The sequence below is a fragment of the Paenibacillus sp. P32E genome (genome assembly GCF_001909085.1).
In the GTDB taxonomy this organism is placed as follows: domain Bacteria; phylum Bacillota; class Bacilli; order Paenibacillales; family Paenibacillaceae; genus Paenibacillus_AQ; species Paenibacillus_AQ helianthi.
This window is the reverse complement of sequence record NZ_LVYY01000057.1, coordinates 193827-217730: the sequence shown is the minus strand read 5'-3', so window position 1 is coordinate 217730 and position 23904 is coordinate 193827. Positions and strand designations below refer to the sequence as shown.

The 23904-nt window shown below is 48.4% G+C and carries 21 protein-coding genes and 1 pseudogene; all 22 read right to left on the bottom strand.

Features of this window, described 5'->3' with window-relative positions:
* Positions 1-9: 9 nt before the first annotated feature.
* The 22 genes and pseudogenes from truB to A3848_RS27160 all read right to left on the bottom strand — a co-directional run bounded on the left by truB (position 10) and on the right by A3848_RS27160 (position 23894).
* Positions 10-924: a tRNA pseudouridine(55) synthase TruB gene (truB, locus tag A3848_RS27270; RefSeq protein ID WP_074088168.1), complete on the bottom strand. Its 915-nt coding sequence runs from the start codon at positions 922-924 to the stop codon at positions 10-12.
* Entirely contained in the window at positions 921-1898 is a 978-nt protein-coding gene (locus A3848_RS27265; RefSeq protein WP_074088166.1) for a DHH family phosphoesterase, read from the bottom strand. Before A3848_RS27265 ends, truB begins: the two co-directional genes overlap by 4 nt.
* Before the next feature lie 21 nt (positions 1899-1919).
* Positions 1920-2273, bottom strand: coding sequence for a 30S ribosome-binding factor RbfA (rbfA, locus tag A3848_RS27260; protein WP_020434078.1), 354 nt, complete (start codon positions 2271-2273; stop codon positions 1920-1922).
* 17 nt (positions 2274-2290) lie between these two features.
* Complete coding sequence (infB, locus tag A3848_RS27255; protein ID WP_074088165.1) at positions 2291-4954, bottom strand: translation initiation factor IF-2; 2664 nt, start codon at positions 4952-4954, stop codon at positions 2291-2293.
* A pseudogene (locus A3848_RS32500) lies at positions 4952-5270 on the bottom strand (YlxQ family RNA-binding protein); the annotation flags it as partial. The gene infB and the pseudogene A3848_RS32500, both read right to left, overlap by 3 nt.
* A complete protein-coding gene (gene rnpM, locus A3848_RS27245) occupies positions 5263-5571 on the bottom strand; it encodes an RNase P modulator RnpM (protein WP_019910454.1) in 309 nt (102 codons plus the stop codon). The gene rnpM and the pseudogene A3848_RS32500, both read right to left, overlap by 8 nt.
* Before the next feature lie 35 nt (positions 5572-5606).
* Positions 5607-6704, bottom strand: a complete 1098-nt coding sequence (gene nusA, locus A3848_RS27240; protein ID WP_074088162.1) for a transcription termination factor NusA — start codon at positions 6702-6704, stop codon at positions 5607-5609.
* Between the two features lie 26 nt (positions 6705-6730).
* Entirely contained in the window at positions 6731-7198 is a 468-nt protein-coding gene (gene rimP, locus A3848_RS27235) for a ribosome maturation factor RimP (RefSeq protein ID WP_074088160.1), read from the bottom strand.
* A gap of 244 nt (positions 7199-7442) precedes the next feature.
* Complete coding sequence (locus A3848_RS27230) at positions 7443-11768, bottom strand: PolC-type DNA polymerase III (protein WP_074088158.1); 4326 nt, start codon at positions 11766-11768, stop codon at positions 7443-7445.
* 181 nt (positions 11769-11949) lie between these two features.
* The gene (gene proS / locus A3848_RS27225) at positions 11950-13398 is read right to left on the bottom strand and encodes a proline--tRNA ligase (RefSeq protein ID WP_074088156.1); all 1449 of its coding nucleotides are present in this window, start codon (positions 13396-13398) and stop codon (positions 11950-11952) included.
* 138 nt (positions 13399-13536) lie between these two features.
* Positions 13537-14811, bottom strand: coding sequence for an RIP metalloprotease RseP (rseP, locus tag A3848_RS27220; RefSeq protein WP_074088155.1), 1275 nt, complete (start codon positions 14809-14811; stop codon positions 13537-13539).
* A gap of 146 nt (positions 14812-14957) precedes the next feature.
* Positions 14958-16097, bottom strand: a complete 1140-nt coding sequence (locus A3848_RS27215; RefSeq protein ID WP_074088153.1) for a 1-deoxy-D-xylulose-5-phosphate reductoisomerase — start codon at positions 16095-16097, stop codon at positions 14958-14960.
* A 21-nt stretch (positions 16098-16118) separates the two neighbouring features.
* A complete protein-coding gene (locus tag A3848_RS27210; protein ID WP_074088151.1) occupies positions 16119-16922 on the bottom strand; it encodes a phosphatidate cytidylyltransferase in 804 nt (267 codons plus the stop codon).
* A gap of 21 nt (positions 16923-16943) precedes the next feature.
* Entirely contained in the window at positions 16944-17714 is a 771-nt protein-coding gene (locus tag A3848_RS27205) for an undecaprenyl pyrophosphate synthase (RefSeq protein ID WP_074088149.1), read from the bottom strand.
* Positions 17715-17792: 78 nt separating this feature from the next.
* Positions 17793-18347: a ribosome recycling factor gene (frr, locus tag A3848_RS27200; protein ID WP_074088147.1), complete on the bottom strand. Its 555-nt coding sequence runs from the start codon at positions 18345-18347 to the stop codon at positions 17793-17795.
* On the bottom strand, positions 18347-19075 hold the full coding sequence (pyrH, locus tag A3848_RS27195) for a UMP kinase (protein WP_074088146.1): 729 nt from the start codon (positions 19073-19075) through the stop codon (positions 18347-18349). Before pyrH ends, frr begins: the two co-directional genes overlap by 1 nt.
* Before the next feature lie 98 nt (positions 19076-19173).
* Positions 19174-19824, bottom strand: a complete 651-nt coding sequence (gene tsf, locus A3848_RS27190; protein ID WP_074088145.1) for a translation elongation factor Ts — start codon at positions 19822-19824, stop codon at positions 19174-19176.
* Positions 19825-19957: 133 nt separating this feature from the next.
* Entirely contained in the window at positions 19958-20659 is a 702-nt protein-coding gene (gene rpsB, locus A3848_RS27185; protein ID WP_020434093.1) for a 30S ribosomal protein S2, read from the bottom strand.
* 188 nt (positions 20660-20847) lie between these two features.
* Positions 20848-21492 carry a hypothetical protein gene (locus A3848_RS27175; RefSeq protein ID WP_074088143.1) on the bottom strand — a complete coding sequence of 215 codons (645 nt, stop codon included), beginning with the start codon at positions 21490-21492 and terminating at the stop codon, positions 20848-20850.
* Entirely contained in the window at positions 21489-22064 is a 576-nt protein-coding gene (locus A3848_RS27170; protein ID WP_083612407.1) for a hypothetical protein, read from the bottom strand. Before A3848_RS27170 ends, A3848_RS27175 begins: the two co-directional genes overlap by 4 nt.
* 35 nt (positions 22065-22099) lie before the next feature.
* Positions 22100-22411, bottom strand: a complete 312-nt coding sequence (locus tag A3848_RS27165; protein ID WP_074088139.1) for a hypothetical protein — start codon at positions 22409-22411, stop codon at positions 22100-22102.
* A 79-nt stretch (positions 22412-22490) separates the two neighbouring features.
* Positions 22491-23894 (bottom strand): flagellar assembly protein A, encoded by a 1404-nt coding sequence (locus A3848_RS27160; RefSeq protein WP_074088138.1) that lies wholly within the window; start codon positions 23892-23894, stop codon positions 22491-22493.
* Positions 23895-23904: the final 10 nt, after the last annotated feature.

The window sequence follows — 23904 nt, the reverse complement described above, 5'->3', positions numbered from 1 at the left end:
AATAAAAAGTTATACTTGTGCAAATACCTTAACGGGTGCGATCGCCCCTGTATCTTCTAATTCATAAATGCCCAGGAATTCGCCCTTAACGTCATACAGGCGAAAATGTCCATTCTGTTTCACTTCAGGCGCCACATAACGGATCGACAGACGCTGCCCCTGCAGAGCTGCTTTCTTTTTCTCATCCATCACTGTATGGCTGGGCAAATGGGAGATGGCTTCATCCGCTGCAATTAAATGTTCCCCAAGTGTACCTGCTTCTTTGTATTCAGCTATTTGCTCAAGGGTTAAGCAATGACTGGCCGCTATCCCTGCCGACATGGTTCGTTCAAGCTTAACCATGACTCCAGGAAGTCCGAGTGCCCGTCCGATATCCACACAAAGTGTACGGATATAAGTACCTTTGGAACACAGGACACGAAATGTAATATCGGGATGATTGCCGTTCCAGTCCATACCGGTCATCTCAATCTCATAGATTTCCACTTCGCGGCTTTTACGCTCCACTGTTTTGCCTTCTCTGGCGAGTTCATATAGACGTTTGCCGTCAACCTTGACTGCTGAATACATGGGTGGAACCTGAGAAATCACGCCTTTGAAAGAATTAAGCACAGCGAGTACTTCAGCTTCAGTGACATGGACTTCTTCAACCGTTTCCGTAATCGTCCCGGTTAAATCCTCTGTATCACTGGATACTCCTAGTCTCAGCGTGGCTACATATTCTTTGGGGAGCTCCTGAATGTATTCAACGACACGTGTTGCCCGTCCAAGGCAGAGCGGCAAAACACCGGTCACCTGGGGATCAAGCGTGCCCGTGTGCCCGATCCGTTTCATACCGAGAATACGTCTGGCTTTGGCAACAACATCATGTGAAGTGAATCCGGCAGGCTTATACACAGCCAAAACACCTGTAAGCTCACTCATAAATGACGTCTGACCTCCTGAAGTACCATTGGAATAGCATCTTCCAGTGTGGCATCAATACGTGCACCCGCAGCGCGGGTGTGTCCGCCTCCACCAAAACTTTGCGCCAAAGCGGCAACATCTACTTTACCTGCGGAACGCAAGCTAACCTTCACGGCACGCTCATGAATAACCTTGAACAGGATTCCTACCTCCACACCACGGATATTGCGCGGATAGTTCACGATACCTTCAAGATCTTCGTTTGCGGCTTCACAATCCAGCATATCTTGAGGTGTCACTGATACCCAGGCTATTTCGCCTTCCGGCGATAGCTGCAAAGTACTTAGTGCCCGGTTCAGCACCTTGAGTTGTGCCAGGGTCATCTCCTCGAGCAGCGTTTCCGCAAGCGTTGGCCCATTTACACCGAGTTCAAGCAGCTCGGAAACTGCAGCCATCACTTTAGGGGAAGTATTGCTGTAACGAAAACCTCCGGTATCCGTTAACAGTCCGGTATAGAGAGCTGTGGCGATATCGATATCCCACTCCACCTCAAACGTCTTCAACAGATCGAACAATATTTCCGCAGTCGCAGCAGCATCCGGTTTAATCAGCGTAACGTAGCCATAACCGTTATTCGTAGGATGATGATCTATATTCACGATGAGGGCATCGGTGGCAAAATGACGCTGGGTAAGTCCTACACGCTGAAAATCGGCACAATCAACACAAATGACATTCTGGTATTGTCGAGACAGATCGCCGTCGGCCAGGTTAACAATCTCATCAGCATGCCATAAGTATTCCATCCGTTGCGGGATCGGCCCTTCGTTCAGCATAGTATATTTTTTGCCCAGACATGAGAGAAGCCAGCCCACCGCGAGGGTGGAGCTGACTGCATCTCCGTCCGGCTGAACATGCGACACTACAAGATAATCGTCGTGTTCCAGCAGAAACTTACGGGTCTGCTGGAGACTTTGTTCATAGCTCTGCATTCGCCGTCTCCTTTATGTTTCCTAGCTTTCTTCGTTCTTGCCAATTTCACCAAGCAGCTTCTCGATATGGCTTCCGTATGCAACGGATTCGTCAATCTTGAAGATCAGCTCAGGGGTATGACGAAGGCGGATCGCTTTGCCAAGCTCCGAGCGGAGAAAACCGTTGGCTTTCTCAATCGCTTTGAGTGAACCTGTGACCTGCTCTTCATCCCCAAATACGCTCAGGTAGACTTTCGCCTGCGACAGATCGTTGGTCACGTCTACGCCGGTTACTGTCACAAACCCGATGCGCGGGTCTTTTAGACCGCTTTGGATGAGCTGGCTCAGTTCTTTTTTGATCTGTTCGCCAACCCGTCCGGCTCTGATTTTAGACATCTATATCACCTCTTCGCTTAGCGCTCTACCGTTTCCATGATGAACGCTTCGATAATGTCGCCTTCAACGACATCATTATAGCGTTCCAAAGTTATGCCGCATTCATAACCCTGCGCCACTTCTTTTGCATCATCTTTGAAACGTTTCAAGGTGTCGATCTTGCCTTGGAAAACAACGATACCGCTGCGGATCAGGCGCATTTCGGCATTACGGGTAATTTTGCCGGAAGTAACCATACATCCTGCAATAGTACCAACTTTGCTGATTTTGAAGACATTACGCACTTCAGCATGGCCGATAACGTTCTCTTTGTAGATGGGATCAAGCATCCCTTTCATCGCACTTTCAATTTCTTCAATTACATTGTAGATGATGTTGTGCAGACGTACATCCACTTTCTCCTGTTCGGCAGCCGCTTTCGTCTGTGTATCCGGACGAACGTTGAAACCGATAACGATAGCATTGGATGCTGCCGCCAAGGTGATGTCGGATTCCGTAATCGCGCCAGCACCGCTGTGAATGATCTTCACGCGCACGCCTTCAACTTCGATTTTGGCCAGGGAGCCTTTCAGTGCCTCTACCGAACCTTGTACGTCACCCTTGATGATCACGTTGAGATCTTTGATCTCGCCGTCTTTGATGTGCTTGAACAGATCATCCAGTGTTACGCGGGTGTTCGTGTTCAGCTCGGACTGGCGCTGAGACGTAGAACGTCTGTCAGCAATAGCACGGGCTTTGCGCTCATCTTCAAAGGCCATGAACGGATCGCCAGCCTGCGGCACTTCCGTCAAACCGGTAATTTCCACTGGTGTGGAAGGTCCCGCTTCCTTGATCTTGCGTCCCTTGTCATTGACCATGGCACGTACGCGTCCGAAGCAGTTACCTGCTACAAAGGCGTCTCCGACTTTCAGCGTACCATTCTGTACGAGAATTCGGGCAACCGGTCCACGGTTTTTGTCTAGCTCAGCTTCTATAACAGTACCGCGTGCCCGTTTGTCCGGGTTCGCCTTGTACTCATTCACTTCAGCAACTAGCAGAATCATTTCCAGCAGCTCTTCCAGGTTAATACGCTGTTTGGCCGACAGGTTGACGAAGATCGTATCGCCGCCCCACTCTTCCGGAACCAGTTCATAACTAGTAAGCTCCTGCTTCACCTTGTCAGGATCTGCGCCCGGCTTATCGATCTTGTTAACTGCAACAATGATCGGAAGTCCGGCTGCCTTGGCATGGTTGATTGCTTCCACTGTCTGCGGCATTACACCGTCATCAGCTGCTACGACGATAATCGTCATATCCGTAACCTGGGCACCACGGGCACGCATAGCCGTGAACGCTTCATGGCCCGGTGTATCAAGGAATGTGATTTTTTTGTGGTTAATTTCGACTTGGTATGCTCCGATATGCTGTGTGATTCCGCCTGCTTCACCGCCGGTTACGTTCGTGGAACGAATGGCATCGAGCAAAGTTGTTTTACCATGGTCAACGTGACCCATGATCGTTACAACCGGAGGACGGGCCTGCAGATCATCTTCGGAATCATTTTCTTCCACAGTTTCAAAGCTGTCTTCATCCACCGGGATCTTCACTTCAACTTCAACACCGAACTCGCCGGCCAGAAGCAGAATAGTATCGATATCAAGTTCCTGATTGATTGTGGCCATAACGCCCATGGAGATCAGCTTCTTGATCACTTCGGAAGCATCCTTGTGAAGCAGCTTAGCTGTTTCACCGACAGTCATGCTGCCGCGTACAATGATCTTCTTCGGTGTGTTGTCGATTTTTTCGCGGTATACCGTCGGCTGATTTCTGCCGCGGTTGTTCTTGCCGCCACGGCCGCGGAAGTTGCCGCCTTTACCGTCTTCAAAACGTTTCTGGCCGCTGTTGTTATTTGGTCTGCCACCAGTTGTGTTCTTTTTGGGACCTTTGTCGCCGCCGCGGGAGAAATCGCCGCCACCTTGACCTTGTGGACGGCTGTCAGCCGTACGTGCTCCACCTTGACCTTGTGGTGCGCCAGTACGTGGTGCACCGCTGCCTTGGCCTTGTGGGCGGCTACCTGTGGAACTGCCCTGCGGACGGCTGCCACCGGTGGAGCTGCCTTGCGGACGGCTGCCGCCGGTAGAACTACCTTGCGGACGGCTGCCACCGGTGGAACTGCCTTGCGGACGGTTGCCACCAGTGGAACTGCCTTGTGGACGGCTGCCACCAGTGGAGCTGCCTTGCGGACGGCTGCCTGTGGAGCTGCCTTGTGGGCGATTGCCGCTAGTGGAGCTCTGCGGACGGGAATTCTGTGTGGAACCTGTTGTTGCTCTGCGGGAATCTTGTCCGCTTTGGGGCCTTGGGGACGTCGTCGATTGGTTGTTGTTTTGGTTACTGTTCATACCTACCTGCTTTTCCGGTTGATTTTTGTTGGCATTCTGAGCATTTTGGGGATCGGCGGTTACCGTTCCGGCAATTGCCGGACGGCTGCTGGTTCCGCTGTCCCGCTTAGCTGCAGCGTTTGACTTGATATCCTTGAAGAACTGTTCCACTTTGTTCACGGAGCCATTCTCCATGACACTCATATGATTATTCACAGGGACATTCAAACGCTTCAGAATTGTAATAATTTCTTTACTGCTCATATTAAGCGATTTCGCGTATTCATACACGCGCAGCTTATCCTTATTGTCTTCTTTAGTCAATAACTCCACCTCCGACAGTATCTCCAAGCACTCTGGAGATCATTTCCGCGAATCCTTTATCCGTAACGGCCAGCACAACGCGCCGGTCCTTACCAATACTTGCACCGAGTTCATCCCGGTGAAATGCGATTACTAGTGGAATATCGTAGGTTCCGCACTTGTCACGGAACTTTTTCTGAGTATTTTCTGAAGCGTCACCTGCGAGGACGACCAGCTTCGCCTCCGAAGACCGTACTGCTTTGAGCACAGCTTCGTCGCCGGTGACAATCTTGCCTGCTCTCATGGCAAGCCCTAAATAAGAAAGTGCCTTACTCATTGTCCTCACTATCCTTTGCTGCCAGAAACTGCTCCTCGACGGATGCAAAATCCCGTGCAAGCTGGGCATAGATTTCAGGACTCACTTGACATTTGAGTGCACGGTCAAGTGCTTTATTCTTTTGTGCCAGCTTAAAACATTCCAGTTTGCCGCAAATATAAGCTCCCCGGCCCGACTTTTTGCCAGTCAGGTCTATCAGCACTTCGCCCTCAGGCGTTCTCACCACGCGAATCAGCTCTTTCTTGGGCATCATCTCTTGGCTTGCAACGCATTTGCGCAGCGGTACCTTACGCTGTTTCATGTCAATCGCCTCCCCTCTAAAATAGAGCAGGTTGATTAGTCAATGGAGACGGAATCCTGATGCATTTCATCATTAGAAGTTCTTGGTCTGCCGTATTCCTGCTCTGCCTGGCTTTCGCTCTTGATATCAATTTTCCAGCCGGTCAGCTTCGCGGCGAGACGGGCATTCTGTCCCTTGATGCCGATTGCGAGCGACAATTGATAATCAGGAACAATGACACGAGCCATCTTTTCCGCTTCAAAGACTTGAACCTCAAGCACCTTAGACGGGCTAAGCGCGTTGGCTACATACTCCTGAACCGCTTCGGAATAACGGACGATATCAATCTTCTCGCCGCGCAGCTCCGTAACGATCGTCTGAACTCGTGTGCCTCTAGGGCCTACGCACGAACCGACTGGATCTACTTCAGGATTGCGAGAGAAGACAGCAATCTTGGAACGGAAGCCAGCTTCGCGGGCTACAGAACGAATTTCGACGACACCGTCAAAAATTTCCGGAACCTCAAGCTCGAACAGGCGTTTCAAGAGGCCGGGATGACTGCGCGACAGCATGATCTGCGGCCCCTTAGTCGTGTTCTCAACCTTAGTGATATATGCCTTGATACGCTCACTTTGCTTGAACTTTTCTCCCGGCATCAGCTCGCTGAGCGGCAGAACTGCTTCGATTTTACCAAGGTCAACGTAGATATTGCGCATGTCCTGACGCTGTACAAGGCCGGTAACAATGTCATCTTCCTTGTCGATAAAAGCGTTATAGATGAGTCCGCGCTCTGCTTCACGGATACGCTGAGTCACCACCTGCTTGGCCGTCTGGGCGGCAATACGGCCAAAATCACGCGGCGTTACTTCAAGCTCGGCGATATCCTCCAATTGAAAATGAGGGTTGATCTCCCGGGCAGACATCAGCGAGATCTCAGTCCGGGTATCCAGTACCTCCTCAACAATCAGTTTGCGGGCAAACACCTTGATTACGCCTGTGTTGCGGTTCATATCCACACGCACATTCTGCGCCGCATTGAAGTTGCGTTTATAGCTGGAGATCAGCGCAGCTTCGATGGCTTCGAACAGCACATCTTTACTGATGCCTTTCTCCCTTTCCAGTTCATTCATAGCTTCGATAAAATCCATACTCATGAAATTCCGGTCCCCCTTTCAAGACGTTAAAAAATGATGGCCAATCTCGCACTGGCGACTTTGGCATACGGTACAACATGTTCTTTTTTGCCCGCGGAGATGAGCAGTTCCTCGTTCTCGAACGAGAGCAAACGACCTTCGAATTCCTTAAGTCCTTGAATCGGCTCATACACCGTTACATAGACGTCCTTGCCAACCGCTTTGGCGACATCCGCAGCTTTTTTGAGCGGGCGTTCAGCACCCGGTGAGGATACCTCAAGGAAATAAGCCTCAGGTATAGGATCATTCTCATCCAGCTTCTGACTGAAATATTCGCTGATGGCACCACAATCGTCAATATCAATGCCGCCTTCTTTATCTACGAATATGCGCAAAAACCAGTTGGAGCCTTCCTTCACATATTCAACGTCCACCAGTTCGAAACCATTGTCCTCGAGATAGGGCCCAAGCATCTGCTCTACCGTTTGTTTAATTTGGGATTTAGGTGTGCTCAAAAGAAAATAACCTCCACGAACTTGTCTTTTGCTATATACCAAAGATAAAGAGTGGGTTTCCCCACTCTTTACACAACGGACTTATCTCATTATTACCAAAAAAATTATACCATAGTGCATCAGCACTGACAAGTGCCAGCCCTTGACTGCCTCATGTAACAAGTCGTAAAAACCTGCTGTCTCCTTGTTTCGAAGGGGGCTTTTTATAGGATTACCCTTTGCATTACTCCACTTGTTGCGGCTGTTAGAACAACGAAAGCTGGTTGCTCTCCGGTAATCCGCGGAAGCAGCCCATATTGTTCAGCAGTTCGATAACCGTCTTGCTCGCCTTGGATTTCTGCTGGAAATCTTCGATGGACAGAAATTCCCCGGCATTCTTGGCAGCCGCAATATTGATCGCTGCGTTATCTCCAATTCCAGCAAGTGAAGAGAACGGAGGAATCAGGCTATTGCCATCAACGGTGAATTTGGTTGCATCGGAACGGTACAAATCGATATTTTTGAAGGTGAAGCCGCGTGCGGTCATCTCCAGAGCCATTTCAAGCACAGGCAGCATCGCTTTTTCCTTCGGAAGTGCCTGGAAGCCTTTTTGCTCAATCTCAACAATTTGCCGGGCAATAGCCTCATAGCCCTTACAGCACAACTCAATGTCAAAATCAGCTGCCCGCACCGTAAAATAAGTCGCATAATACTCAATAGGATGGTACAGCTTGAAATAGGCGGTCCGTACTGCAGAAATTACATAGGCGGCAGCATGTGCCTTCGGGAACATGTACTGAATCTTCAGGCAAGAATCAATATACCACTGTGGAACCTTGCATTTCTTCATTTCCTCTATCCATTCGGCAGACAACCCCTTGCCCTTACGAACACTTTCGGTAATTTTGAAAGCCAGGCCTGCATCCATTCCCGCCTTATAAATTAGAAAGAGCATGATATCATCGCGGCAACCAATAACTGTCTTAATATTGCAGGTGTTGTTCTTAATAAGCTCTTGAGCATTACCAAGCCAAACTCCGGTGCCGTGGGATAAACCCGAGATCTGCAGCAAGTCGGCAAAGCTGGACGGCTTCGACTCCACTAGCATCTGGCGGACAAATTTGGTCCCCATCTCAGGTACTCCGTAGGTTGCCACAGGTGTCCGGATCTGATCGGGCCTTACCCCCAGCGCTTCGGTAGAGTTGAACATGCTCATGACCTTCGGATCGTTCATCGGAATGGTCGTTGGGTCAACACCAGTTAAATCCTGGAGCATACGCATCATCGTCGGATCATCGTGGCCCAGTATATCGAGCTTTAGCAGATTGGCATCAAACGCATGGTAATCGAAATGGGTCGTCTTCCATTCTGCGGTGACATCATCCGCCGGGAACTGAACCGGGGTGATATCTTCAATCTCCATATAATCCGGCAAAACAACGATACCGCCGGGATGCTGCCCCGTACTCCGTTTCACACCGGTGCAGCCTGCCGCCAGACGCCCGACTTCGGCTCCGCGCCACCGTTTCTGATGATGCTCCTCGTATTTTTTTGTGAAGCCAAAAGCGGTCTTTTCTGCAACAGTACCAATGGTGCCGGCACGGAATACATTGTCCGGTCCAAACATGGTCTTGGTGAAGTTATGCGCAGTCGGCTGATACTCACCCGAAAAGTTAAGGTCGATATCGGGAACCTTGTCTCCCTTAAAACCAAGGAACGTCTCAAACGGAATATCCTGCCCCTCGCCTTTGAGTTTGCCTCCGCAGTTTGGGCATGTTTTATCTGGAAGATCGAAGCCGCTCGGCACACTGCCGTCAAGAAACCATTCGTTATGCTTGCACTCCAGATTTGTACAGATATAATGGGCAGGCAGCGGATTTACCTCGGAGATTCCGAGAAAGGTTGCCACCACAGATGATCCTACGGAACCACGCGACCCTACCAGGTAACCATCCTGATTGGATTTCTTGACAAGCCGCTCAGAAATTAGATAGTTGGCAGAGAAACCGTATTTAATAATCGGCGCAAGCTCCTTTTCGAGCCGGGCAACGACAACCTCCGGCAGTTCTTCACCATAGATCGATTTTGCCGTATTGTAGCAGGTTTCCCGGATCTCGTCGTCTGCCCCTTCAATTATAGGTGTGAACAGGTCGCTTGGAAAAAGCGGATATTCCTCAAAACGCTCAGCTAAGGCTACGGTGTTAGTAACAACAACCTCCATCGCTTTCTCCGCACCCAGGAATTCAAATTCAGCCAGCATCTCATCCGTAGTGCGGAAATGGGCGTCCGGCTTACGCTGATCCTTCAGCGGGCTGAAGCCGGTAATTCCATGAATCGTTATATCACGGAACAGTTTATCCCTTGGCTCCAGGTAGTGCACATTTCCAGTGGCAATAACCGGCTTGTTCAACTGCTCGCCAATTTCACAGATTTTACGCACCACTCCCCGTAAATCCTCTGGACTGGCAACAAAACCTTTGTCTACCAGATGCATATACATGGTCAGCGGCTGAATCTCAAGAACATCATAAAACTGCGCAACTTCCATTGCCTCTTCCACAGTCTTGTTCAGCACCGCCTCAAAAAACTCGCCCCGTTCACAACCGGAAATCACCAGCAGACCGTCTCTATACTGTTCTAGCTTGGACTTTGGTATACACGGTACCCGCTTGTAAAATTCGGTATGAGACATGGAAATCAGCTTATACAGATTCTTTTTCCCCACTGGATTCAGCGCATAAATACCGCAGTGAAACGGTCGGGTGTTGGAGAGATCATTACCGACATAATCATTCAACCGGTCCAGCCGGGTAAGGTTCTTGAGCTTCTCAGCATCAGCCAGCAGGCCGTTTAGGATTCCCCCCAGCGCAACGGTATCATCTACCGCACGGTGATGGCTCTCCAGCAGTACTTTATACTTGTCTGCTAATGTATTCAGCCTATGATTTTTCATGCTCGGGAACAACAGACGCGCCAGCTCCAGAGTGTCCAGCGAAGGGTTTGATAATATCGGTTTGCCCAGCTTCGTTAGTGATGCCTGAATGAATCCCATATCAAATCTTGCATTGTGGGCTACGAGGATGCTATCACCTACAAAATCCACGAATTCCTGAAGCACAGGCTCCAGGTCCGGTGCATCCTTCACCATTTCATCCGTAATATTGGTCAGTTGCTGGATATGATAAGGAATTTTTTCATGCGGGTTCACAAATGTTGAATACCGGTCAAGCTCCTTGCCTTCGCACATCTTGATCGCTGCAAGCTCGGTAATATTGTTACGTGTAATTGATAAACCCGTGGTCTCTATATCAAATACAACATAGGTCGCTGTCTTCAGTTCCAAGGGCTGCGGATTCTCTACAATATTCACCGAGTCATTGACAACATTGGCTTCTACGCCATAAAGCATTTTGATTTTGTGCTTATGGGCCGCGTGATCTGCATCAGGGAAGCTCTGAACCACACCGTGATCCGTGACGGCAATTGCGGGGTGACCCCATTTCGCGGCTGTTTTAACATACGCATCGATCGGTGCGACCGCATCCATTGTACTCATTGTCGTATGCAGATGGAATTCAACACGCTTCACTGGGGCTATATCTTTACGGGCAGGTGGTGCCTGAACCTCGGACAGATCCGAAGGAATCATCACCAGTTCAGGAACTTGCATGAACCGGTCATATTCTACTTTACCGCGTGCTCTGACCCATTTGCCGTTAGCCAGTTGTCCCATGACCTTCAGATCTTCTTTGGTCTTGGCAAACATTTTGATTTGCAGAGAGTCCGTAAAATCTGTAATACAGAAAGTGAACAGCGTATTTCCGTTGCGAAGCTCCTTGCTCTCAAGACCAAAAATAGTCCCTTGTATCGTGATCTTCTTTTCCTCATCCTGAATCTCAAGAATGGGCACAGCCTGCTCCTTAATCTCATAACCGACCTGGAGCTTAATAACCTCGTTCGGATCCCCTTCCTCTACAGGCTCATCAGGTTCACTGGCCATCATCATCATTTCCACCAGTTCACGCTGTTCTTGCTGCAGTTTCTGCTGGAATTCCTCATAGGCATCCGCTTTGCTCTCACTCTCGGCAATCTGGAGCTTAACCTTCAGGGGGAGACCGAAGAATTTATCGTAAAATTTCACAATCGCGCCTTCGATCCCTTTTTTGCGGGCCAGCTCCAGGGACATGGAGTCATTTAGGCTCAGTAAAAGTGTACCGTCCTGCAGCTCCTGGCTGGAGCGTGTCAACCAGCCATTGACAGAAGGGATTTCACGCTGCGCCCATTCCAGAAATAGCCCCCAATATTCCTGCACAAGCTCCGCTCTGCTGATTTTGTCATCATATAGGAACAAGAAGCTGACTTTGGCAATATGCTGCAGCTTCTCACGCATTCTCAGTACAAAGGTCCGGTACGTCTGGGCCGGAACCAAACTTTCTTTGACAATAACGATATGCCAGTCATGATTGCCTCGGCTGATTTCCACACGTTCAATGTATCCATCCAAGAAGTAAGGATCAATAATCGCGGGCGGAATTTCACCTTGCTTCATCAAAAGCTCGAACCGCTTTCTTCTCTCCACGTTCAGTTCCATGCTTCCCCCACCTAACTTACGCAATAATAAAAACGCCTGATTTCAGCAAATCATAAGAATGAGACAGATTTTAAAAAGCTTCCGGGTCAAAAAGCTTTGGGTTCTTTCGGCCCGCCGACTCCTCTCACCAGAAGCTAGATTAACGTACTAGAATCTTTATCATAAACAATGCTGAAACAAATTAATAGGCTTTGGCAAAAACAACCGTATGCGCCGCTGGTTTGCCGCAGCAAATGCACACTTGCTTCGTCTCGGCAGGGTTGAAAGGAATGTTGCGGCTTGTAGCACCCGTCTCTTCCTTCACCTTGGATTCGCACGCCTCGGAGCCGCACCAGCCTGCCAGTGCAAAGCCTCGTTTCTCCTCCATGGAAGCCTTCATTTCATCCAGTGTATCCACCGAATAGAAGTGATCCTCACGGAATTTCAGCGCGCGCTCGAACATTTCGTTATGCACCTGCTCTAGCATCGTCTGTACTTCTTCCACCAGATTCGCTTGCTGGATGACCTTCTTCTCTCCGCTGATACGCGAGACCAGCACACAGACGCCGTTCTCCATATCACGTGGCCCCAGCTCAAGACGGATTGGCACTCCGCGCATTTCATACTCATTGAACTTCCATCCTGGGGTTACATCCGCCCGGTCATCCACGCGTACGCGAACACCTGCGTTTTTGAGTTCCTTGAACAGCTCGTCTGTTCGGCCGATGACAGCGTCACGAGTCTTAGGCGGTCCGATCGGTATCATAATAACCTGTGTAGGTGCAACTTTCGGCGGCAACGCGAGGCCCCGGTCGTCACCGTGAACCATAATCATGGAACCGATCAGACGTGTGCTTGTTCCCCATGAAGTGGTATGTACATGCTCAAGCACATTCTCCCGGCTCAGGTACTGGATTTCAAAAGCAACTGCAAATTTGGTGCCCAGGTAATGCGAAGTTCCCGCCTGTACAGCTCGTCCATCCTTCATCATGGCTTCAATGGAATACGTATCTACCGCGCCGGCAAAACGCTCCGATGGGGTCTTTTGTCCGGTAATTACCGGAATCGCCAGATACCCTTCTACAAAATCCCGATAGATCTCCAGCATCTGCATCGTTTCTTCACGAGCTTCAGCTTCATTCTCATGAGCGGTATGTCCTTCCTGCCAGAGGAATTCACTCGTGCGAATGAATGGAAGTGTACGCTTCTCCCAACGGACCACGTTGGCCCATTGATTGATCAGAACCGGGAGATCACGGTAAGACTGAATCCATTTGGAATACATATGCCCAATCATGGTTTCCGACGTAGGCCGGATTGCCAGACGTTCTTCCAATTTATCGCCGCCCGCTTCCGTGACCCAAGGCAGTTCAGGATTAAAACCTTCGATGTGGTCCTTTTCCTTTTGGAAAAAGCTCTCTGGAATGAACATCGGAAAATAAGCGTTACGATGTCCTGTTTCCTTGAAGCGCCGGTTCATTTCTTCCTGGATATGTTCCCAGATTTCAAAGCCATCCGGTTTGAACACAATACAACCGCGGACCGGTGAGTAGTCCATCAAATCCGCCTTTTTAATAACATCAATGTACCAGCGTGAGAAATCCTCGCCCTGCGGCGTAATCTCTGTAACGAACTGCTTATCTTTGGCCATGTAGTGAAACTCCTCCTAAAATAGCCCCACAAAGTGTTGAATATTCATAAAAGCTGATTCAGGTGCTTTGCGGGGACCCCCAAAAGTGTAGACCCAAGTGAAAAACGTAATGATAAAAATTAGGTGAAACAAGGAAAATCAACCGCTTATGAGACGCAATATATCATTATACGTAACAGCAATCATTACCAGGAACAGCATCGCAAAGCCGACGAAATGGACCATACCCTCATGGCCAGGATCAACCGGCTTGCCGCGCAATGCTTCCACACCAAGGAAGACCAGCCGGCTTCCGTCCAGCGCAGGAATCGGCAGCAGATTAAATATTCCCAGATACAGGCTCAGTATAGCCGCCCAATAGGTTAAATACTGAATCCCCTGCTGAGCGATCTGTCCGGTCATTTTTGCTGTACCAACAGGTCCTGAAATATCATCCATGTTAAAATTATTGATTAATTGTTTAAAGCCCATGAATATCGCCTTGGTCGTATCCACCATCGCTATACCTGATTTGGAGAACGTCTCCCCAAACCCGGCCTGACGAGTAGGCAACTCCGGAGTAATACCTACTTTACCGCCTTCTTCTCCCTCCATACTGCGGGGAATCATAGCCACATTATAGGTTTCTTCACCACGCTGTAATGTCCACTGCATCTCTTTGCCTTTGGAAGCGGAGGTTAACGAGATCATCTTTTGATAATCCCCGCCGATTTTCTCCCCGTTTACAGATACGACGATATCGCCTTTCTGCAGTCCGGCCTCTTCTGCGGGCATGTTGGCACTAACATCACCGATTTTCACATACGTAGGATTTTCGATGGGAATTCCCGCCATTTGCAGATGCAGGGCAAACAGCACAAAGGCGAGAATAAAATTCATCACCGGTCCGGCAAAAATAGCAATCGCACGCTGACCAACGGTTTTACTGCCGAATTGGCGGTCCTTAGGTGCAATTTGTGTCTGCTGGGTACCTTTAATGAGCATTGCTTGCGGATGAACATCATATACGGTTACTTCCCCGTCTACGTCCAGACGGATCTTCAGTTCGTTCTCCAGATCCGTGTACTGCGCTTCCCCGCGAATCACATTTCTGCGCGTGTCGAGAGAATCCAGGTATATGTTCTTAACCTTGTTATCTTGTCCCAGCCTAACAGCAATAGTTTGTCCAGGACCAATCTCAATAATCTCCGGATCTTCACCGGCCATCCTAGCATAACCCCCAAAGGGCAGCAAACGAAGTGTGAACTGGGTTTCATTTCGTTTATAAGAAAACAGTTTCGGGCCGAAACCGATGGCAAATTCCCGCACAAGAATACCGGCGCGTTTGGCAAAATAATAATGTCCCCATTCATGCACTGTTACCAGTACAAAAAACATGAACACCGTTAAAAAAACGACTCTTACCATTTCCATGCGTAACTTTCCCCCTTTAGGTGTAAGACCGAAGTATGTCCTCTTAATTTATCATTATTCCAAGACCCTGCACAAGAGAATCAACAGCCCCAGCCTATTTTTCAGGGTAAAGCAAAAATCCACGGATATATCTTATTTAGAGCGGATTACAACTTACTTGCAAGTTCACGTGTTGTATAGTCGCAATACTCAATTTGTTCCAGATCCGGGAATGCAACCGTTTCATGATGCTGCAGTACTTCTTCAATAATCTCTTCAATCCGTAAGAAAGGAATCTCATGACGCAGGAAGCGGGCAACAGCGATTTCGTTAGCGGCATTAAAGGCAGTAGTGTTCGTCCCTCCGGCCTTCCCGCATTCTATCGCAAGCTTCAGCGCTGGAAAACGCACATAATCCATTTCCCTGAAGGTTAGTTGACCGACTTGAGCCAGAGACAATCGTTTGGCCGGTGAAGCCCACCGGTCCGGATAGGTGAGCGCATACTGGATCGGAACGCGCATATCCGGGTTACCCAACTGAGCTATTATACTGCTGTCCCGGAACTCCACGTAAGAATGGATAATGCTTTCCGGATGCAGTATTACCTGGATTTGTTCATACGGCAAACCGAACAGCCAATGAGCTTCAATTACTTCCAAGCCCTTATTCACCATAGTGGCCGAGTCAATCGTGATTTTGGACCCCATGCTCCAGTTCGGATGCCGCAGGGCATCTTCAACCGTAACCTCCTTAAGCTGATCCCGGGAATAGTCCCGAAATGAGCCGCCGGAGGCAGTAAGCGTAATATTGGCAATATCCTCACGGTTTTCACCATTAAGACACTGGAATATAGCAGAATGCTCACTGTCGACTGGGAGCACTTGAACGCCTTTTCTCACGGCACGCTCAGTCACCAGATGTCCGGCTGTAACGAGTGTTTCCTTATTGGCTAAGCCAATATGTCTTCCAGCATCAATTGCCGCAAGCGTGGACTGTAACCCGACACTACCCATTACCGCTGTTACCAAAGTATCCGCATCTCCGCCTGCAGCGATCTCAACCAGTCCTTCATTCCCGTTAAAAAGTTCCACGCCCTCAGGAAGACTCGTTCTGATCTCCTCAGCCAGCTCTTTGGAGGACACAGAAACGCGGCGTGGCTTGAAACGTTGAATCTGCTCTAACAGTAGGGCAGTATTGCTTCCAGCGGCCAGGCCCTCCACTTCAAAGGCATCCGGGTGCATGGCGATTACATCCAGCGTCTGTGTCCCGATCGAACCCGTGGAGCCGAGAATACTTATTCTTTTCACAGTAGAACCTTCTCCCTGGCGTTAGTAGTATGGCATAAGCATTACGATATGTACGAAAGGAAATACGATAATCCAGCTGTCGCAGCGGTCAAGAATACCTCCATGACCAGGCAGCAGCGAGCCTGAATCCTTAATACCGTACACCCGTTTATAGGCAGATTGTACAAGATCACCCAGCTGACCCAGAACCGCGCATGAAATTCCGATAAGAAGCGCACGTCCTATAGTCAGGAGATCAGGAACAAATAAAGCAAAACCAATTGCAATCAGAATGGAGATCAACACCCCGCCAAGGGCTCCTTCCACGGTTTTGTTGGGACTTATAGCTGGCCACAGCTTGTTTTTGCCAAAGCTTCTGCCTACAAAATAAGCACCAGCATCACTGCCCCAGATACAGCACAGCAGCAGGAAAGTCCAGATCAAACCATGCCCGTCCCCCGCACCACGTGCAATAGACATATAGGAAAAACCCATTCCTATGTATACAATTCCGGTAAACAATATAGCTGCAATTTTAACATCCGACTTATTCTTGCTGATTACTGTAATCAAGAGAAAAACCAGCATTAATAGCCAAATCCCTTGCTCCCAAGAAAACCATTCAGAGATACCCATTAAATCCCAAGGGATCATAAAACACATTACAGATAGATAACCTACAATAGCAGTACCACCAAAAGTCTGTGTGCCTGTCATTTTCACAAATTCATAAAAACCGATGAGAGCCATAGCTGTCAGCAGCAGCTGGTATGGCCAGCCTCCCCAAAAGCACAATCCTAAAAATACCGCGCCGGCTATAATTCCGGTAATCAATCGCTGCTTCAATGGTTCCCATCTCCCATCAGGCTACTTCAGTCCACCATAACGGCGTGTACGGCGCTGATACTCCGCTACAGCCTGCAACAAATGCGACTTATCAAATTCCGGCCAGTATGCATCTGTAAACCAGAACTCACTGTAGGCAACCTGCCAGAGCATAAAGTTGCTTAGCCGCATCTCTCCGCTCGTACGAATAAGAAGGTCAGGGTCAGGCATTCCTGAACTCAATAGTCTGCTGTCGATCAGTTCAGATGTAATATCTTCCGGTGATAATACTCCATCCTGAATGTCCTGTCCCAATCCCCGCATGCAATCTTCTATTTCTTTGCGCGAACCATAATTTAAGGCAAAATTCAAAATAAGGCCTGTATTGTGCTTAGTACGGTTGACTGCTTCCTCCATAGCCTTACGGGTATGAGATGGCAGAGCGTCAGTGTCGCCCATCACACGTACTTGCACATTTTTTTCAATAAGTTCGTCAAGCTCTAGAGCCAGAAACTCGACTGGCAAGCGCATTAAAAAATCCACTTCTTCCTTCGGCCGTTTCCAGTTTTCGGTAGAGAAAGCGTACATGGTCAAGAACTCCACACCCAGATCATTCGCGGCAATTGTAGTACGTTTGACTGCCTTCATCCCGTTCTGGTGGCCAACGATCCGCGGTAATCCTCGACGTTTAGCCCAGCGGCCATTGCCATCCATAATGACAGCCACATGACGGGGAATGTTATCCGGTGAAATCTCAATTGGCTCCTGCTGCCTGTCTTTACGGCTCAGCCACGCTTGAATCCGTTTGATCATTTCCGTTTCCTCCAAGCTCTTATCAGAAAGAGACAAACCCCACCATATACGGAGGGGCCTGAAGTCTCTTGAATTTCATTATACTTCCATAATCTCTTTTTCTTTGGCCAAGAGCACTTTATCAACTTCGGCTATGAACTTATCCGTTGACTTCTGAATGTCTTCTTGGTGCCCATGGGACTCATCTTCCGAAATACCGTTTTTTTCCATCTTTTTGATGTCATCATTGGCATCCCGACGGATATTGCGGATGGCTACCTTGGCCTCTTCACCAAATTTCTTGGTGAACTTCACAAGTTCACTGCGGCGTTCTTCAGTAAGCGGCGGAATAGAAAGGCGAATAATAGTACCGTCATTGGCTGGAGTAATCCCAATATCCGATTTCATGATCGCGCGTTCGATGTCCGACATCGAGGTTTTATCCCAAGGCTGGATCAGGAGGGTCCGTGAATCTGGAGTACTAATATTGGCCAACTGGTTGATTGGAGTAGGCGCACCGTAATATTCTACCTGAATACGGTCCAGGAGTGATGTAGAAGCACGTCCTGCCCGCAGTGTTGCCAAATCCCGTTTCAGAGATAAAATCGCTTTTTCCATACGCTCTTCGGCATTCTTCTTAACCGATTGTGGCATTAATCTACACTCCCTTTAACAATCGTTCCGATCTTCTCACCGAGAACGACACGTTTGATATTGCCTTGCTCTGTAATAGCAAACACAATGAGCGGTATATTATTATCCATGCACAGAGAGGAAGCGGTGGAATCCATAACACCAAGATTTTTGTTGAGCACATCCATATACGTGAGTTGCTCGTATTTCTCGGCTGTACTATCTTTGAATGGGTCAGCAGAATATACACCATCTACTTTATTCTTCGCCATTAGAATGACTTCCGCTTCAATTTCGGCTGCTCTTAGAGCTGCCGTTGTATCCGTGGAGAAGAACGGATTACCCGTACCCGCTGCAAAAATAACCACACGGCCCTTCTCTAAATGCCGAATAGCACGGCGGCGAATATAGGGCTCAGCAATCTGCTGCATGGAAATTGAAGTCTGCACCCGTGTCGGCACATCAATTTGCTCCAACGCATCCTGAAGTGCAAGCGAGTTCATAACCGTGGCGAGCATCCCCATATAATCAGCTGTAGCCCGGTCAATTCCACTTGCGCTGCCCGCGATTCCACGCCAGATATTGCCTCCACCGCACACAATGGCAACCTGAACCCCTAGCTCAACGACTTCCTTGACCTGTTCCGCGATGGAAATAATCGTCTCCGCATCAATGCCATATCCGTTTTGTCCTGCGAGTGATTCACCGCTAACCTTAAGGACTACTCTCTTAAATACCGGCTGTTCCAATTGTATACCCTCACTTTCTTACAAAAGGCGGAACACTACGTGTATGTGTTCCGCTCTTTTGATGCTTGCCTTTATTCAATTCTGTATGCAGATTACTATTATTGATTCACTTGAGCCATAACTTCTTCTACAAAGTTGTCGACTTTCTTTTCCAGGCCTTCGCCCAGTTCGTAACGAACAAAACGACGGATAGAGATATTTTCACCGATAGTGCTGATTTTTTCGTTCAGCAGTTGGGAGATTGTCTTTTCATGATCTTTAACGAAGGTTTGTTCAAGCAGGCAATATTCTTCATAGAACTTGCTGATACGTCCTTCAACCATTTTTTCGACGATTTTCTCAGGCTTGCCTTCGTTCAGAGCTTGAGCCTTCAGAATTTCCTTTTCTTTCTCAACAGCTTCAGCTGGTACTTCTTCACGACGAACATACAGCGGATTTGCTGCAGCGATCTGCATAGCGATATCGCGTGCGAATTCTTTGAAGGAATCCGTTTTACCTACGAAGTCAGTTTCACAGTTGATTTCGACAAGCACACCGATACGTCCGCCAGCGTGGATATAAGACTCAACAACGCCTTCTGTAGCAATACGTCCAGCTTTGTTAGCAGCGGCGGAAAGACCTTTTTCACGAAGCAAATCTGCTGCCTTCGAAATATCGTTGTTAGCTTCTTCCAGCGCTTTTTTGCAATCCAACATTCCCGCGCCTGTTCTTTCGCGAAGTTCTTTTACTGCTTTTGCATCTACTGCCATTGTTAATTCCCTCCAGATAATTGTCGTTATGTTACACGCTTCATGTCTATTATCCTAAAAAAAGGGCAGTGAGAGGTTATCCACCTGCCAACCACCCTTTTCATTTAAGTTCTAGTTAAGTTCCGGCTACTACTTAAGCTGTAGTTGTATCTTCGCCCTGGTGAGCTTCCACAACTGCATCAGCCATTTTACCAGTAAGCAATTTCACGGCGCGAATCGCGTCGTCATTGCCCGGGATCACGTAGTCGATTTCATCCGGATCACAGTTAGTATCAACGATAGCTACGATTGGGATACCCAGTTTACGAGCTTCCGCAACAGCGATGCGCTCTTTACGCGGGTCAATGATGAACAGCGCACTAGGCAGACCTTTCATGTTCTTGATACCGCCCAGGAATTTTTCAAGACGATCTTTCTCTTTGCGGAGAAGGATTACTTCTTTCTTAGGCAGAACTGCGAAGGTACCGTCTTCTTCCCAAAGTTCCAATTTCTTCAGACGGTCAATCCGCTTCTGAATAGTTTGGAAGTTAGTCAGGGTACCGCCCAGCCAACGTTGGTTAATGAAGAACATACCCGAACGTTCAGCTTCTTCTTTTACGGAATCTTGTGCTTGTTTCTTTGTTCCTACGAATAGGATTGTGCCGTTGTCGCCAGCGACGCTCTTTACAAAGTTGTAAGCTTCCTCTACCTTTTTAACCGTTTTTTGCAGGTCAATAATGTAAATTCCGTTTCTTTCAGTGAAGATATAACGATCCATCTTTGGATTCCAACGACGAGTCTGATGACCGAAGTGAACCCCAGCTTCGAGAAGCTGCTTCATGGAAATTACTGCCATCTTCACACACCTCCTAGTATTGGTTTTTTTGTGTGTCTCCTCCGCCGCGTGTCATCTTTCTACAAGACTTTCTTCAGAAGAAAGCACCCCTTGTCGAAATCAACCGGCGTGTGTTTTAACACCGTTTATTACTATACCATATTAAAATAACGTATGCAACGCTTCAAATAAATTTCCTCCGCAAATAGCTACTTTACGGTGATCAGTTTGTCAATGATAGAATTAATACCCTCACCTTTTATAAAGCTGTAGCCGCCATATTGAATTTTAGTATTAGCTTTACGGTTGTTCGCACTCTTCAAAAACTCAGCTTTATCATCAATGACACCTGCCTCCGCCAAAAGGTCAGCAGTCTCGGAGAGTGTAATTCCCGTAGGAATCTTAACAGATATGGTGCCAGCAACCGCAGGAGCAGGTGTAGCAGGCGTATTCACCGTCGACGAAGTTACCTTTGGCTTAACTGCAGCTGAGGAGGATGGTTTGGCGGGAGCTGAAGGCTTCACTGGTTTGTTAGCATCTGTTGGCTTAACCGCAGCCTTAGGTGAAGCTGCAGGAGAGGCTTTCGGTGAAGCAGATGGCTTGGGAGATCCGGCAACTGCTGTAGTATCATTTTCTTTGGCAGCCCCCTCTGTTCCCTGCGCAGAATCAGCTCCGTCTTCATCTGGTGCTTTTGCGGCAGGATCGTTAACGGTTAAATTAAGTTTAGCCGCTTCCTTGACCAGCTCATCTTTGGTCATGGGTGCAGCTCCTCCGGAGAGCATTAACTGTAGCAGCAATGCACCAATAATCAGGCCAGCACCCAATCCCAACATGAACGAACGATTCTTGATCATACCGACTCCTCCTGTTTGGCAAGCTGCAAGATCAGCTGAACTTCACCACGCTGAAGACCTGCCGTCTTGGCAATAGAGTCAATAGATTTTCCTTCTTCATGCAGCTCAAACAACCTGGGATAACGCTGTTTGATTGAACTGACCGGTTTCGGTTTGGGAACAGGTGCATCGATTACAGACTCAGTATGCATACTCTGACCGGTGGCTGGTGAAACAGCCGCATTCCCTTTGCCAAAAGCCGCTGATAACTGTAGTAGACTTTTTTCCTCAGCTGTCAGCCTGGCGTCAAGCAACATTGAGTTTTTTTGCAACTCAGCTACTTGCTCCTTCAATCCGGCAATCTCCTCTTGCAGCGCAGCCCGGTTGTTTTGCGACTGTTGTTTGATACTGCCGACCAGCTGCAGCATATTGTCATGATCACGCTCGATGTCGGCCATATACAATTCAAGCGCGGCTTCCGTTTCTTTCAGACTCTGTCTGTCTGCTGACTCGTCTTTAGCACGTACTGGCAGTCTCAGGGCATAAACGATAGCGACAGCGCCTACCAGCACGATGTATACCCATGGTTGCAAGTGCATATCTCCTTTAGAAGTTCAAATCAAGAATATTATAGACTGAGGTCAATGCGATGCCCCTTATAAGGGTGTTCGGCATCATGACTGGTCTCCGGCTTCTGATGTTTGTGAGGGGGGGTATGACTGCCAGATTGATGTTGTCCGCTTCGGTCATCACGTAAAGCAGATTCAGCGGACTCATCTACTTCGCTGCTCCGCTGAGCGAGTTGCTCCGTTTGTTTCACATTCTGGCCTGCCAACTGCTGCTGATCCAGTGCAGGCCGATGCTGCAGCCCATTTTGAATCTTTCCTGCTTCAGTTGTCCGGGGCAAAGCAATTTGAAGTTCCACCGGTTTCAGACTCATAAATACCCTCTCCTCACTGAAGTGGTTACAAAACCGGTTTTCCAAAGCAACGTCAATCAGATAAGTATCGTCCTCATTTTTAAATATTAGGACTCATAGAGATATCCCCATCACTGTAGATGAAGGTAACCCTTTCTGTTGGGTCCTTGACGAAGCGGGTATACCTGCCAATCACAATTTTAGAACCTCCATAGATGGTTTTAATAACCTCTACTCTAGCTCTGCCTGTATCCTCAAGCATTTTTTCGATCTCTAGCACGCGCTCTTTGATCTTCTTCTCATCACGCATATGAGATTGCTTGGTTGCGTTCAGTTTCACGCGAAGCGCCACCTTGTCTGGAGAGAGCTGGCCGTTGTTTGCAAGTTGATTAAGCAGATACAGCGCTTTGTTAGTCTTATCTTCATTCTCAAGGAGATGGCGCAGCTCTTGACGCAGTTCGTTAATCTCATTTCTCAGTTCGGGTACTACGCCTACCTCTATAGCCGTTGCTGTCGACATTGTGTTACCGATGGTCCGTGCCACTACACGTTCACCAGCCTGCACTACGCCACCAACAATCAAACCCTTTGTTCCATTGCATAAAACATCCTTGCCAGCTCTGATATTAGAGTGCATTACGCTCTGTGACACGATAACATCCTCACCTGCCACTACATTCCCATCCTGGATGAAGGAAACCTTCACATTTTTCCCTGCACTCACAAGACCCTTGTTATAGCCTATGATTCCTCCGGTAATTTCGATTGAACCGCCCGAGATCAACTCTGCGCCTTCAACTCCTCCAACTACACGGATATCGCCTGCAGATTTAACGGTGAAGCCCGTCAGTACGTTGCCCCGAATCACAACCGTTCCGACAAAATCAATATTACCCGTGCTGTAATCAACATCACCATTGACTTCATATACCGGGAAAACATTGATCTTTCCCTTGTCTGTTAAAGTCACTAGACCATCAATAGCCGCATACATAGCCGTCTCTTCCTGATCAACAAGCACATTCTTCCCGACTTTGAAATGAGCTTCTTTGCCCGGTTTGGACGGCAGTTCTTCACCGGTAACCATCATGCCGGTTTTTCCTGGCTGAGGCGGAATGACTTTGGCGATAATCTGACCTTTTAGAACATTATGAAGCCTTACCAGGTCCTTGTAATCTACTTTCCCATCCGCCATCTCCAGCGGTTTGCGGTCCTCTTCCAGATCGACAGTGAGTACTACTCGGCCGTCTGTACCATTCACAGAAGGTTGTCCTATCGCTATAGGCACCCTGCTGAAAAAGTATTCCTCTGGATTGCTGCTGATACGTTGAACGATGTCCCGCTGAATCCCGTAGCGAATGTTGTGACTGTGCAGGAAGCTTTCCAGATCTTCAATCGTACAAGAGAAATTTTCATCCTTCTTAGAAAACTGAAGGTAAGCAATCCCCTTATCCTCCGAAAAGGTAATACTAATATACTGGCTCAAAGCATAATGACCGATCAATTTCTGCTCC

What these genes read in the sequence shown, in the direction of transcription:
- nusA (WP_074088162.1), bottom strand. Translation starts at nt 6,704, where the DNA reads ATGAGTATGGATTTTATCGAAGCTATGAATGAACTGGAAAGGGAGAAA.
- tsf (WP_074088145.1), bottom strand. Translation starts at nt 19,824, where the DNA reads ATGGCAGTAGATGCAAAAGCAGTAAAAGAACTTCGCGAAAGAACAGGC.
- frr (WP_074088147.1), bottom strand. Translation starts at nt 18,347, where the DNA reads ATGCCACAATCGGTTAAGAAGAATGCCGAAGAGCGTATGGAAAAAGCG.
- A3848_RS27265 (WP_074088166.1), bottom strand. Translation starts at nt 1,898, where the DNA reads ATGCAGAGCTATGAACAAAGTCTCCAGCAGACCCGTAAGTTTCTGCTG.
- rpsB (WP_020434093.1), bottom strand. Translation starts at nt 20,659, where the DNA reads ATGGCAGTAATTTCCATGAAGCAGCTTCTCGAAGCTGGGGTTCACTTC.
- A3848_RS27175 (WP_074088143.1), bottom strand. Translation starts at nt 21,492, where the DNA reads ATGATCAAGAATCGTTCGTTCATGTTGGGATTGGGTGCTGGCCTGATT.
- A3848_RS27165 (WP_074088139.1), bottom strand. Translation starts at nt 22,411, where the DNA reads ATGAGTCTGAAACCGGTGGAACTTCAAATTGCTTTGCCCCGGACAACT.
- A3848_RS27230 (WP_074088158.1), bottom strand. Translation starts at nt 11,768, where the DNA reads ATGGAACTGAACGTGGAGAGAAGAAAGCGGTTCGAGCTTTTGATGAAG.
- A3848_RS27205 (WP_074088149.1), bottom strand. Translation starts at nt 17,714, where the DNA reads ATGATCAAACGGATTCAAGCGTGGCTGAGCCGTAAAGACAGGCAGCAG.
- truB (WP_074088168.1), bottom strand. Translation starts at nt 924, where the DNA reads ATGAGTGAGCTTACAGGTGTTTTGGCTGTGTATAAGCCTGCCGGATTC.
- proS (WP_074088156.1), bottom strand. Translation starts at nt 13,398, where the DNA reads ATGGCCAAAGATAAGCAGTTCGTTACAGAGATTACGCCGCAGGGCGAG.
- rnpM (WP_019910454.1), bottom strand. Translation starts at nt 5,571, where the DNA reads ATGAAACAGCGTAAGGTACCGCTGCGCAAATGCGTTGCAAGCCAAGAG.
- rseP (WP_074088155.1), bottom strand. Translation starts at nt 14,811, where the DNA reads ATGGAAATGGTAAGAGTCGTTTTTTTAACGGTGTTCATGTTTTTTGTA.
- rbfA (WP_020434078.1), bottom strand. Translation starts at nt 2,273, where the DNA reads ATGTCTAAAATCAGAGCCGGACGGGTTGGCGAACAGATCAAAAAAGAA.